The sequence below is a fragment of the Stappia indica genome (assembly GCF_001696535.1).
Taxonomy (GTDB): Bacteria; Pseudomonadota; Alphaproteobacteria; order Rhizobiales; family Stappiaceae; genus Stappia; species Stappia indica.
Map to the genome: position 1 here is coordinate 510948 of NZ_MBQE01000004.1, position 13010 is coordinate 523957.

Sequence of the window (13010 nt, forward strand, 5' to 3'; positions counted from 1 at the left end):
TGTTAGCGGGTTGACAAACGGGTGGCAAGCGAACAGGAACGCAGCGGACCGGCGCGCCTCGACGCCGGGGCGCGCGCGCCCCGCACGCGATCCGAAGGGGCGCCGGGACCCGGGACGCCTGTCGGGGTTCCGCCTGCAAGATCGTGACGTGAACAGCACCGGTACGGCCCCGCGGCGCCGCCTCCCGCCCGACCGCAAGGCCCCTCTCTTTCCAGGAAAGTCCAGGAGCACGCATGCGCATCGCAATGATTGGCACCGGCTATGTCGGCCTGGTTTCGGGTGTCTGCTTTTCCGAGTTCGGCTTCGACGTCGCCTGCGTCGACATCGACGCCAGCAAGATCGAGCGGCTCAATGCCGGCGAGGTGCCCATCTACGAGCCCGGTCTCGACGGGCTGATCGAGCGGAACCTGTCCGCCGGGCGCCTGTCCTTCACCACCGATTTCGATACGGCTGTCGCCAGGGCCGACGTGGTCTTCGTCGCGGTCGGCACGCCCTCGCGCCGCGGTGACGGCGAAGCGGATCTCACCTATGTCTATGCCGCCGCGCGCCAGATCGCCAAGGCGATGCGGCCGGGCACGGTGGTCGTGATCAAGTCCACCGTGGTCGTCGGCACCTGCCGCAAGGTCGCCGAGATCATCCGCGAAGAGCGGCCGGGCGTCGACTTCTCCGTCGCCTCCAACCCGGAATTCCTGCGCGAAGGCTCGGCCATCGAGGACTTCATGCGTCCCGACCGGGTGGTTGTCGGCGCCGAGGACGAGCGGGCGGAAGCCGCGCTGCGCCGTCTCTACCGTCCGCTCTACCTGCGCGAGACGCCGATCCTCGTCACCTCGCTGGAAAATGCCGAGCTGACCAAATACGCGGCCAACGCCTTCCTGGCGGTGAAGATCACCTTCATCAACGAGATCGCCAACCTGTGCGAGAAGGTCGGCGGCGACGTCCAGAAGGTCGCGAGCGGCATAGGCCTCGACAACCGCATAGGCTCCAAGTTCCTGCATGCCGGCCCCGGCTTCGGCGGCTCGTGCTTCCCCAAGGACACGACCGCGCTGGCCGCCACCGGCCTCAAGCACGGCGCGCCGCAGCGGCTGGTGGAGACCACCATCGCCGTCAACGAGGAGCGCAAGCGGCAGATGGCCGAGCGGGTGCTGGCGGCGCTGGGGCCCGAGACCGCCGGCAAGCGCGTCGGCATCCTCGGCATCGCCTTCAAGCCCAACACCGACGACGTGCGCGATGCCCCCTCGCTGGTGATCGTGCCGGCGCTGCAGGCGGCCGGCGTCACCGTCGTCGCCCACGATCCGGAGGCGCGCGGCCAGGCCGAGCCGCTGCTGCCGGGCCTGGAATGGCGGGCGAACCCCTATGACGTCGCCGTCGACGTCGATGTGCTGGCGGTGATCACCGAGTGGAACACCTATCGCGGCCTCGACCTGGCCGAGATCGCCCGGCGCATGCGCGGGCACGCGGTGGTCGACATGCGCAACATCTGGCAGGGCTCGGATGTGGTCGCCGCCGGCCTCGACTATCAGGGCATCGGCAAGACGCCGCTCTCGGTCGGCTGACGCGCGCCGGACCGATCACCTCAGGTGCAACACATGACCGGAGACAGGCCATGCGGATGACGGACGACATGCAGGCGCTCAGGGCGCTCTGCCTCGAGGCGGGCGCGGTGCTGCTCGACTATTTCCACGGCGGCGTCGCGGTGGAGAGCAAGGCCGACGACAGCCCGGTGACCGAGGCCGACCGCCGCGCCGAGGCGATCATCCTCACCGGGCTCGCGAAGGCGTTTCCGGGCGTGCCGGTGGTCGCGGAGGAGGAAGTCTCCGCCGGCCGTCTGCCCGAGGCCGTCGGCGAGCGATTCTTCCTCGTCGATCCGCTGGACGGCACGCGCGAGTTCATCTCCGGCCGCGGCGATTTCACCGTGAATATCGCGCTGGTGGAAAAGGGCATTCCGGTGATGGGCGCCGTCTACGCGCCGCATCGCGGGTCGCTCTATCTCGGGCGGCTCGGTGAGGGGGCGGTGGAGGAGACCGTCGCGGCGGACGGGGCCGGGGCCGGCGGCGAGGTCGTGCCGATGCAGGTGCGCGCCGAGCCGAAGGTGCCGCCGGTGGCGGTCGCCAGCCGCTCGCACCGGGACGCGGAGACCGATGCGCTGCTGACCTCGATGGGCGTCAGCGACACGGTCAGCGTCGGCTCGTCGCTGAAGTTCTGCCTGGTGGCGCGCGGAGAGGCGGATCTCTATCCGCGCTTCGGACGGACGATGGAATGGGATACGGCGGCGGGCCACGCCGTTCTGCTCGCCGCCGGCGGCAGCGTCGCGCGCCTCGACGGTGCGCCCTTCCTCTATGGCAAACGCAACCAGCCGCACGATTCCGACTTCGCCAATCCGGGCTTCCTGGCGGCCGGTACGGCCGACCTGGTGCGGGAGGCGGCCGTGAAGGTCGCCGAGGCGTCGGCTGCCGGCTGACGCAAAGGGGCTGGTGCGCGCGGGGAGGGCGAAGTGAGAGGCGTGGGTCATGAGGCAAGTGTGAGGCGGGAAGGCGTCACTCCACCCTCCGCTGTCACGCCTGCGCAGGCGGCGTCCAGTATCCGCTGGGGCGTGTGGGTGTGCGAAGCTAGCCGACACCGGCATTCCGGCGGCAGCGCCGAGGCTTGAGCCGAACCGTTCGGGTTTACTGGTTCCCGGTCTTCGGCTTCGCCGAAATCGGGACGACAGCCTGTGTGTGGAATTCACGTCGGAGGATCGTTTCGTTCCTACGCGCTTGCCTCTCCCCGCGTCTTCCCGGACGAGGCCGAAGATCCGGGATCGGGGAGGCAGGGTGGTTCCCTCTTTTTCTGAGCGCATCTCACACGCCCTTGGCTCTCCGGTCCCGGGTCGCGGCTATCGCCTTGCCCGGGATGACGAACCGCGAGGGCGGTGCGTGAAAGCGAGTGCCGTCCGGGAGCGCGTCGCCACCTCCACCGCTGCCGTTCCCGCCGCGGAGGTGGCTGACGCGTCCGCAAAAGCTGCGAAATGACAGAGATTTTTTAAGGAGGGCCGCTTGTCGGCAATCCTGTTTCTCGCGCTCGGGCGCGCGGCTGCGTAAGTCGTGGACGATAGCTGCCGGGAACAGCGGGCGGAACGGGGACGCAAGGGCGGTCCCGCCGTCTGAGCGCATATCCCGGCCTCGTGCACGAGGAGACATCCGTGTCAAACCGGGGAAGCCATCTGCGCCGTCTTGAGGCGCAATCCATCGAGATCATCCGAGAGGTCGTCGCAGAGATGTCGCGACCGGTGATGCTCTACTCGATCGGCAAGGATTCGAGCGTCATGCTCCATCTGGCGCGCAAGGCGTTCTACCCTGCGCCGCCGCCGTTTCCGCTGCTCCACATCGACACGACCTGGAAGTTCCGCGAGATGATCGCCTTCCGCGACCGGATGGCGGCGGAAGCGGGCATGGAACTGCTGACCCATACCAATCACCAGGGGCTGGCCGACGGCATCAACCCGTTCGACCACGGGTCGTCCTACTACACCCAGGTGATGAAGACCGACGCGCTGAAGCAGGCGCTGTCGCATTACGGCTTCGACGCGGCCTTCGGCGGCGCCCGGCGCGACGAGGAGAAGTCGCGCTCCAAGGAGCGGGTGTTCTCCTTCCGCACCGCCTCGCACGGCTGGGACCCGAAGAACCAGCGCCCGGAGCTGTGGTCGATCTTCAACACGCGGGTGCGCCCTGGAGAATCGCTGCGGGTCTTCCCGCTGTCGAACTGGACCGAGCTCGACATCTGGCAATACATCCGCTCCGAAAACATCCCTATCGTGCCGCTCTACTACGCGGCCGAGCGCCCGGTCGTGGAGCGCGACGGGATGCTGGTGATGGTCGACGACGAGCGGCTGCCGCTGCGCCCCGGCGAGGTGCCGCAGATGCGCCAGGTGCGGTTCCGCACGCTCGGCTGCTACCCGCTGACGGCGGCGATCGAGTCCCCCGCCACCACCCTCGACGAAATCGTCACCGAGATGCTGATCGCCCGCACGTCGGAGCGCTCCGGCCGGCTGATCGACCACGACGAGGCGGCGTCGATGGAAAAGAAGAAGCGCGAAGGCTATTTCTGAGGATTGAACGATGAACCAGGCAATGCCTTCCCTCGCCGTCGAGGCGGCCGACTATCTCGGCGATCATGAACAGAAGGGGCTGCTGCGCTTTCTCACCTGCGGCAGCGTCGACGACGGCAAGTCCACGCTGATCGGCCGCCTGCTGCACGACACCAAGCGGGTGTTCGAGGACCAGGTGGCTGCCCTGCAGAAGGACTCGCGCAAATACGGCACGCAGGGCGAGGAGCTCGACTTCGCGCTGCTGGTCGACGGTCTGGAGGCCGAGCGCGAGCAGGGCATCACCATCGATGTCGCCTATCGCTTCTTCGCCACCGAGGCGCGCAAGTTCATCGTCGCCGATACGCCGGGCCATGAGCAGTACACCCGCAACATGGCGACGGGCGCCTCCAACTCGGATCTGGCGATCATCTTGATCGACGCGCGCAAGGGCGTGCTGCAGCAGACCCGCCGCCACTCCTTCATCGTCTCGCTGCTGGGCATCCGCCACGTGGTGGTGGCCGTCAACAAGATGGATCTGGTCGGCTACGACCGCGAGGTGCTGGAGCGGATCCGCGCGGAGTACGAGGCGTTCTCGCAAGGCTTCGGCTTCGAGACGCTGGAAGTGATCCCGATGTCGGCGCTGACCGGCGAGAACGTCACCCGCCGCAGCGAGGCGATGGACTGGCACGACGGTCCGACGCTGCTGGAGCATCTGGAAGCGGTGGATGTCGCCGGCGAGGATCGCCTGGGCCCGTTCCGCATGCCGGTGCAGTGGGTGAACCGCCCGAACCTCGACTTCCGCGGCTATGCCGGCACCGTCGTCAGCGGCGCGATCCGCCCCGGCGACAAGGTGGCGGTGGCCGCGTCCGGGCGCGTTGCGACGGTGGCGCGCATCGCCACGATGGGCGGCGACCTGGACGAGGCGGTTGCGGGCGATGCGGTGACCATCACCCTTGAGGAAGAGGTCGACATCTCGCGCGGCGACGTGCTGAGCACGCCGGAAAGCCGGCCGGAGGTCTCCGACCGGCTGAGCGCCCATGTGATCTGGATGGGCGACCAGGGGCTGCGCACCGACCGCAACTACGTGATCAAGGCCGGCAAGCGCAGCACCACCGGCGTGGTGGCGCGCATCGAGCACGGCATCGACGTCAACACGCTGAAGCACCTGCCGGCGAGCACGCTGGCGCTGAACGAGATCGGCTTCTGCGAGATCCACCTGAGCGCGCCCATCGCCTTCGACCCCTACGAGGTCAATCGCGAGATGGGCTCCTTCGTGCTGATCGACCCGCTGACCAACCAGACGGTCGGCGCCGGCCTGATCTGGGCGAGCCTGAGGAAGGCGGACAACATCCACCGCCAGGCCTTCGACATCGACCGGGCGGCCCGCGCAAGGCTGACCGGGCAGACGCCGCGGGTGCTGTGGTTCACCGGCCTGTCGGGCGCCGGCAAGTCGACCATCGCCAACCTGGTCGAGCAGCGGCTGCATGCGCAAGGGCGGCTGACCTTCCTGCTGGACGGCGACAATGTGCGTCACGGGCTCAACCGCGACCTCGGTTTCTCCGAGGCCGACCGGGTGGAGAACATCCGGCGGGTGGGCGAGGTCTCGCGCCTGTTCACGGAAGCCGGCGTGATCACGCTGGTGTCGTTCATCTCGCCGTTCCGCTCGGACCGGCAGATGGCGCGCGATCTCTTCGCGCCGGGCGAGTTCGTCGAGATCCACGTCCACGCGCCGCTGGAAGTGGCCGAAACCCGCGATCCCAAGGGGCTGTACCGCAAGGCGCGGGCCGGCGAGATCAGCAATTTCACCGGCATCGACAGTCCCTACGAGGCGCCAGACAGCGCCGAGCTGGTGCTCGATACGGTGTCGCGCCCGGCCGAGGACCTGGCCGACGAGGTGATCCGCTATCTCGGCCTGTAGGGTCTGAGCCGAAATGCCGAAAAAACCGGCCGGGAGAGCCTCTTCCGGCCGGTTTTGCCGTCTTTTTGGGCGGCCTTGCCCGCGAATTGAGCGCGGGCCAAAATTGCTTGATGAATGGGCAATTGCGGGGCAGTCTTCCCACTGATCTTCATAAAAACACCAGTGGGGACCTTCATGCGCAGACTGTTTGGCATTGCCTTCGCGCTGACGCTGGCCGCTCCGGCCGCGATGGCGCAGACCGAGATCAAGTTCACGCTCGACTGGAAGTTCGAGGCTCCGGCCGCCCCCTTCTTCATCGCCCAGGACAAGGGCTATTTCGAGGAGGAGGGCCTCTCCGTCACCATCGACACGGGCGCGGGCTCGCGCGAATCGATCCCGCGGGTGGCCACCGGCGCCTACCAGATGGGCTTCGGCGACATCAACGCGCTGATCAAGCTGCTGGACGAACAGCCGGACCTGAAGGTCAAGGCCGTGATGATGGCCTATGAGCGCCCGCCCTTCGCGGTGATCGGCCGCAAGAGCCTCGGCGTCACCGAGGATCCGAAGTCCCTGGAAGGCAAGAAGCTCGGCGCCCCGCCGCCGGATGCCGCCTTCGGCCAATGGCCGGCCTTCGTCGACGTCGCCGGGCTCGATACGTCCGGCATGACCATCGAGAATGTCGGCTTCCCGGTGCGCGAGCCGATGCTGGCCCAGGGCCAGGTCGACGCGATCTTCGGCTTCTCCTTCTCCTCGGTGATCAACCTGAAGTCGCAGGGCGTGCCGGTCGACGACATCGCCACCATCCTGATGGCGGAGAACGGCCTCGACCTCTACGGCAACGTGGTGATGGTCAACACCGACTTCGCCGAGAGCAATCCGGAGGCGGTGAAGGGTTTCGTCAAGGCGCTGGTGCGCGGCTTCCTCGACACGATCGCCGACCCGGAAGCCTCCGTGCCTTACGTCCTGAAGCGCAACGAGGTGCTGGACGAGGCGACCGAGACCGACCGCATCCTGATGGCCGTGGACGGCTCCATCGCCACCCCGGCGGTGAAGGCCAACGGCTTCGGCGGCGTCGACATGGCTAAGCTCGCCAAGTCGATGGAATACCTGAAGACCTCCATGGGCGTGAGCGACACTCCGCCGGCGCCGGAGCGGGTGTTCGACCCCTCCTACCTGCCGCCGGTCGAGGAGCGCATGATCAAGTAAGGGGCCGCGCCCGCGCCGCCTCTTCCCGGCCGCACAGGCGGGGAAGGGGAGGCGCGGGCGTCGTTTCCTCGCTTGGCGCGGGGTCCCGCATGACGCTTCGTGCCGGGCGCATCCGCCGTCCTGCGGCCCGCGCGGCCGCATCACCCTTTGGAGTTTCGCCCGGCCGTGACAGGTTTCGTCGATCTCAACAACATCCGCCTTGCCTATGGCGGCGGCGATGGCACGCTGGCCCTCGACGGCCTGACCATGGCCGTGAAGAAGGGCGAGTTCGCCGCCGTGGTCGGCCCGTCGGGCTGCGGCAAGTCCACCCTGATGAAGCTCGCCACCGGGCTGATCCGCCCGCAGGCGGGCACGGTCGAGGTGGCGGGCAAGGAAGTGGACGGACCCGTTTCCGTCGCCGGCATGGCCTTCCAGAACCCCTCGATGCTGCCCTGGCGCACGACGCTGAAGAACGTCATGCTGCCGCTGGAGATCGTCCAGCCGCACCGGCGCCGGCTGAAGAGCGAATACGAGAGCTACGTCGCCCGGGCCGAGAACCTGCTGGAGATCGTCGGCCTCAAGGGCTTCGGCGACAAGTTCCCCTGGCAGCTGTCGGGCGGCATGCAGCAGCGCGCCAACCTCTGCCGCGCGCTGATCCACGATCCGGCGCTGCTGATGCTGGACGAGCCGTTCGGCGCGCTCGACGCCTTCACCCGCGAGGAACTGTGGCAGGTGATGCGCGACCTGCACGCGGAAAAGGGCTTCACCGTCATCCTCGTCACCCACGACCTGCGCGAGGCGGTGTTCCTGGCCGACCGCGTCTTCGTGATGAGCGCGCGCCCCGGCCGCATCATCGTCGAGCAGGAAGTGGACTTCCCGCGCCCCCGGCCCATCGACCTGACCTATGACGGGGGCTTCAACGACATCGTCCACGATCTGCGCGGACACATTGCCGAGGCGAGGGCCGCCGCATGACCAACGATCGCTGGATCAAGGCCGCTCCCTGGCTGTGGACCATCGGCCTGTTCGTCGTCTGGGAGGCGGCGTGCAAGGGGCTGGACATCGCCGTCTTCATCCTGCCGGCGCCGACCGACATCTGGGCGGCCATCGTCAAGTACTGGTCGCCGATCTGGAAGAACTCGCTGCAGACCCTGTTCACCACGACCGTCGGCTTCCTGCTGGCGGTGGCCGGCGGACTGGCGCTGGGGCTGGCCATCGGCTGGAGCCGGGCGATCTATGCCGGCCTCTATCCCTTGATGATCGGCTTCAACTCCGTCCCCAAGGTCGCCGTCGTGCCGATCCTGGTGATCTGGTTCGGCATCGGCACGGTGCCGGCGGTGCTGACCGCCTTCCTGATCGCCTTCTTCCCCATCGTCGTCAACGTGGCGACGGGGCTCGCCACCATCGAGCCGGAGATGGAGGACGTGCTGCGGGCGCTGGGCGCGAAGAAGATGGACATCATGCTGAAGGTCGGCATCCCGCGCTCCATGCCCTATTTCTTCGGCTCGCTGAAGATCGCCATCACGCTGGCCTTCGTCGGCTCGGTGATCTCCGAGACCGTGGCGGCGAATGCCGGCATCGGCCACATGATGCTGGCGGCGCAGTCGCAGTTCAACGTGCCGCTGGTCTGGGCGGGCCTCGTCGCGCTCGCCGTGCTCGGCATCGTCATGTACGCGGCGATGGCCTGGCTGGAAATGCGCATGACCGGCTGGGCGCACCGTTCGGGCCGGCAGTAATCCCTAGCGCGGCAGCGCAACACTCCGGCGGAACCTGCCGCCGGAGTGCCGGCAGGGTGTAGGCAAGCGGCGCGCGAGCCTGTAACACGGTCGGCACCAGCCGCCGGAGACCTGCATGTCGTTCCTTTATGTCCTGAAGCGCCGCATCCAGCGGAACCTGCCCAAGCCGCTCCAGCGCAAGCTTCAGGAGGCGATCTATTTCGCGCTCTACCGGCTGTCGCCGGCCCGCCACCAGAACTTCTTCAACAGCGGGTTCTCGCCGGCTGAGGCCCCCTGGACGGAGCTGGCCCCCTTCGACCGCGAGCCGCTGCAGTCGACGCTCTACGACAAGGTGCTGTGGGAGTTCACCCGGGAGCTTGCCGGCAACGGGGGCGGGGAGTGGGGCGACATCCTCGACATCGGCTGCGGCCTCGGCGGCGGCGTGCAGGTGGCCCATCACCGCTTCCCGCAGGCGCGGATCACCGGCGTCGACGTGAATTCCAGCGCCGTGAGCGTCTGCCGCAAGCGCCTGCAGCACATCCCCTCGATCCGCATCCTGCAGGGCAATGCCCGCGACCTGCCGCTGGCCGACGGCTCCTTCGACATGATCTTCAGCGTCGGCGCGGCGAGCTATGTCGGCATGGACGCCTTCATGAAGGAAGCGACGCGCGTGCTGCGCCCCGGCGGCGTCCTGAGCTTCTCGGTCGGCTACACGGACAAGGCCTTCGCCGACCAGCGCAAGATCGTCGACGAGCTCTGCGAGAAGAACGGGCTCGACGTGCACAAGGTGGTCGACATCACCGAAAACGTCTTTGCGGCCATCGCCGAGGACGTGCCGCGCCGCCGCGAGCTGATCGAGCGGGTGCCGTGGCCGTTCCGCGACTATGCGAGCGACTGGGCCGACATGCCCGGCACCATGCGCTACCAGGAATATGTCGACGGTCGCCGCCTCGACTACGCGGTCTGCTGCGTCAAGCGCTGAGGGGCGAGGGACGGGGAGCTTTCGCCTATGAGCGAAAGCGACCCCTTGTGCGTCGCAGAATCGTGTCCATCTTGGCCGGCTCCAGCAGAAGTTGCCCTGCAAGGCCCAAGGCGCAAAACAAGGACACCATTTGGCTAAACGCAAAGACGATGAACTTTGCAGCTGGCGGGTTCGTCGCAACGGGAACAGGAATCGCGGCGATTATGGCGCTGAGCGGAATGAGATAAACCGTATGAAAGGAAAGCCGCCAAGCCGGCCATCCTTGCGCCACGACACGCCACATCTCGCGCAGCATTGCGGTCATCCACATGAGCAGCGCGACCGCCACCAGCACCAGTTTGAATAGCGTGTACTCTACCCAGAGGTTCCAGGTCTCATCACCGACCCCTCTTGAGCTTGTAGAGTGGGGCGTCTCCAAGATCTGTATTCCGCAGAGCTTTATCACAAAATTGAGAATGCAAAGCCCCATCAGGAGTGCTGTCAGAATGCGTGTGAGTGGTTTGAAGCGGGGGAGTACAATGCCTTGAACCATGACGGCTTGATTTCTCTGAATGTAACCGGAATGAACATACAGGAATATTTCTGATCTTCAGAACGTATATGTCTGCCCGAGCGACACAGGCGCGTTTATCGGAAGACTGCTGTCGAGGCGGGCGCGCGCGGAGGGGGCGGTGAGCTGTCTCAACGCCGCTGGGCGGCCTGCGGCACGCCGCCCGCGGGAGCGGGGGCGGCGGCGCCGAATTCGGTGTCGATGACGCCGCGCAGCTCGCGGTAGAGCAGGGCGTCGAATTCCAGATATTCCTGCACCTTGTCGATGCCCTGAAGCCGCTCGGCAAGCTCCATCGTGCCCGGCAGGGCATAGGGTTCGTAGCCGCCGAAGATGTCGCGTCCGGTGACTTCCTCGACGCAGGCGTTGAACGCATCGATCCGCTCCTCGACGCCGACCGCATCGAACTCGGCCAGCCGGTCCAGCGCCATGCTGATATGCCGCTCCTCCGGCGCGTCGCCCTGGTCGCAGACCAGCGTGCGCACGAAGGGGTCGGCAATCGCCTGCGCTTGTTGCGGGCGCAGCCGCGTGAAGGCGTCTTGCAGCGATTCCTCGCTCTCCAGATCGATGGTCTCGCACAGGCCGAACAGGTTCTCGAGACCCGAGACGAGGTTCTCCAGCAGCTTGCGGTTCGACGAGCGCGAGATCTGCTTGATCATGATCAGCCGCTCGGCGAGCTCGACGATGGGATCGCGCAGCAGGGCGATGCGCATGTATTCGCGGCTCAGCAGGAACTCGGCGATGCGGTTGTGGTTGTTGCGGCCCATCACGAACTGCGAATGGGCGTTGTGGTTGATCAGGATGCTGGAGATCGTCGCGAAGGTGATGCGCTCGCTGTTGGTATAGGTCAGGCTGAACAGGTCGCTTGCCATGTTGCGCATGCGGATCTGCGGCACGACGCAAAGGTTGAAGAACATCACCCGCTTCTCGATGCGGAACGGCGAGGCCGTGTGCCGGTGCACCATCAGCCCGGTTTCCTGCTCGACGAGCTGGACGTTGTCGGCCTTCTGGATGCCCTTGACGATCTTGTCGTCGATATGGAAGCCGACGAAGCCGGTCGTGTGAAGCCCCAGATCCTTGATGTCCTGGCGGTTCACGTTCGGACCGATGACGGCGATTTCCTCGTCGTTGACGATCACCTTCACATGCGGCGTGCCGCCCGGATTGTTGGGCACGATCCATCCGGAAAGGACGCCATTGGCCTGTCGGTCGATGTGAAACTGCACTGTGCAGGGTCTCCCGGGGCTGTCCCGTCAGATCGCGTGGTCCTTCACCGATGCGACGATCAGCGAGGCGATCGCCCAAAGGACGAAGGAAATGAAGAAGATCATGAAGATGCCGGCGGCAACGCGCGGATAGAGCGCGGTGTCGGGCACGCTGGGGCGGACGATCTCGACCAGGTAGAGCTGCTGGCGCTCGGTCTCCTGCCGCGCCTTCTCGTAGGAGGAGACGGCGATGGAGTAGCGGTTGGCGGCGAACTCTTCCTCCAGCCGCAGGTTCTCGAAGCTGGCGACCACGTCCGAGACGGTGCCGCCGCTGCGCCCCTGCGAGGCGAGCAGGCCTTCCTGCTCGGCGATCTGGGCCTTGACCTGCGCCAACTCGCGCTCGATCACCTGCCGCGGCGCGAAATCCCGGTCGATCATCGAGGCGGTCGTCTCGAGCCGGGCCTCCAGCTCGATCCGCTTGATCATCAGCTGGGACAGGACCTGGCCGATGGATTCCGCCGTCATGGTCGGGTCGATGATCTCGCTGGTGTTCCGGTAGACCCGCAAGGTCTCGCGCGCCTCGGCCAGTTCGGAGCGGGCAAGCTCCACATCGGCGAGGGCAACGCGCAAGGCCTCCTCGCGCGCCCGGCGGGAGATCTCGTTGACGAGCGTCTCGCTCTTTTCCACCACCTGACGGGCCAGCCAGTCGGCTTCTTCTGCGGAAAAGGCGGTCGCCTCGACGGTGATGATGCCGGACTGGGTGTCGAGCGAGGCGGAGACCCGGTCCTGCCAGTATTCGACGATGTCCTCCCAGGTCGCATCCGGGGCGATTGTGGCGAAGAAGTCGCCGCGGTCCCGGTTGAACAGGCGGAAGACGGTCTCCTTGCCGCCGACATCCTCGATGATCGCGCGGCTCTTCACATAGTTCAGCACGGCGAAACTGTCGGGACTGGTCCCGGAGACGCCGGCGACCTTGGCGACCATCGCGAGCGCGCCGGTGCCCACCTCCTGCTGGGTGTCGCCGCTGCGCACCATGAAGCGGGTCTCGGAGGCGAAGATGTCCGATGCCAGGACGGCGAAATAGAGTGCGGCGAGCACGGTGGGGATCAGCACGAAGATGCCGAAGCTGCGCCACAGCCCGCCGCCGCGCCGGCCGGTGGCGTCGGTCTCGCGCAGCTCCTTCAGGTCCTCGCGCACGGTCCGCACCAGGTCGGTGACCTTGGTGCCGGCCCGCGCCAGCGGGCCGCGGCCGCGCGGGGCGAGGCTGTCGGGATCGGTGCCGCCGCCGGTCACCTTGACGGCGCGCGCGGCAACGCCTTCCGGCCGTGCCGCCTTTCGCTCGCCGGCCGCGGGCTGGGCCTTCGGGGAACGGTCCTTCGTGCCGGGGAGCCGCGAAAGCAGTCGTTGCATCGTCAC

At 67.0% G+C, this 13010-nt stretch carries 11 protein-coding genes; 8 read left to right on the plus strand and 3 right to left on the minus strand.

Going from position 1 to position 13010, the window contains the following annotated elements; genetic code table 11:
- The first annotated feature begins 233 nt into the window (after positions 1 to 233).
- The 8 genes from BBX35_RS16600 to BBX35_RS16635 all read left to right on the plus strand — a co-directional run bounded on the left by BBX35_RS16600 (position 234) and on the right by BBX35_RS16635 (position 9842).
- Positions 234 to 1553, plus strand: a complete 1320-nt coding sequence (locus BBX35_RS16600) for a UDP-glucose dehydrogenase family protein (RefSeq protein ID WP_067222221.1) — start codon at positions 234 to 236, stop codon at positions 1551 to 1553.
- A 56-nt stretch (positions 1554 to 1609) separates the two neighbouring features.
- Positions 1610 to 2458 (plus strand): 3'(2'),5'-bisphosphate nucleotidase CysQ, encoded by an 849-nt coding sequence (cysQ, locus tag BBX35_RS16605; RefSeq protein ID WP_067222734.1) that lies wholly within the window; start codon positions 1610 to 1612, stop codon positions 2456 to 2458.
- Between the two features lie 720 nt (positions 2459 to 3178).
- The gene (gene cysD, locus BBX35_RS16610) at positions 3179 to 4084 is read left to right on the plus strand and encodes a sulfate adenylyltransferase subunit CysD (protein ID WP_067222223.1); all 906 of its coding nucleotides are present in this window, start codon (positions 3179 to 3181) and stop codon (positions 4082 to 4084) included.
- Positions 4085 to 4094: 10 nt separating this feature from the next.
- Positions 4095 to 5981, plus strand: coding sequence for a sulfate adenylyltransferase subunit CysN (gene cysN, locus BBX35_RS16615; protein WP_067222225.1), 1887 nt, complete (start codon positions 4095 to 4097; stop codon positions 5979 to 5981).
- Between the two features lie 174 nt (positions 5982 to 6155).
- On the plus strand, positions 6156 to 7166 hold the full coding sequence (locus tag BBX35_RS16620; RefSeq protein ID WP_067222227.1) for an ABC transporter substrate-binding protein: 1011 nt from the start codon (positions 6156 to 6158) through the stop codon (positions 7164 to 7166).
- Positions 7167 to 7331: 165 nt separating this feature from the next.
- Entirely contained in the window at positions 7332 to 8120 is a 789-nt protein-coding gene (locus BBX35_RS16625; RefSeq protein ID WP_067222736.1) for an ABC transporter ATP-binding protein, read from the plus strand.
- Complete coding sequence (locus tag BBX35_RS16630; RefSeq protein ID WP_067222228.1) at positions 8117 to 8881, plus strand: ABC transporter permease; 765 nt, start codon at positions 8117 to 8119, stop codon at positions 8879 to 8881. Before BBX35_RS16625 ends, BBX35_RS16630 begins: the two co-directional genes overlap by 4 nt.
- Before the next feature lie 115 nt (positions 8882 to 8996).
- Complete coding sequence (locus BBX35_RS16635) at positions 8997 to 9842, plus strand: class I SAM-dependent methyltransferase (protein WP_067222230.1); 846 nt, start codon at positions 8997 to 8999, stop codon at positions 9840 to 9842.
- 25 nt (positions 9843 to 9867) lie between these two features.
- On the opposite strand, the gene BBX35_RS16640 is transcribed toward BBX35_RS16635, so the two are convergent.
- The 3 genes from BBX35_RS16640 to BBX35_RS16650 form a co-directional block, all read right to left on the minus strand.
- Positions 9868 to 10374, minus strand: a complete 507-nt coding sequence (locus BBX35_RS16640; RefSeq protein WP_067222231.1) for a hypothetical protein — start codon at positions 10372 to 10374, stop codon at positions 9868 to 9870.
- A gap of 149 nt (positions 10375 to 10523) precedes the next feature.
- Positions 10524 to 11615: a hypothetical protein gene (locus BBX35_RS16645; protein ID WP_067222233.1), complete on the minus strand. Its 1092-nt coding sequence runs from the start codon at positions 11613 to 11615 to the stop codon at positions 10524 to 10526.
- A 27-nt stretch (positions 11616 to 11642) separates the two neighbouring features.
- Entirely contained in the window at positions 11643 to 13004 is a 1362-nt protein-coding gene (locus tag BBX35_RS16650; RefSeq protein WP_067222235.1) for a KpsE/RkpR family capsule polysaccharide export protein, read from the minus strand.
- Positions 13005 to 13010 lie beyond the last annotated feature (6 nt).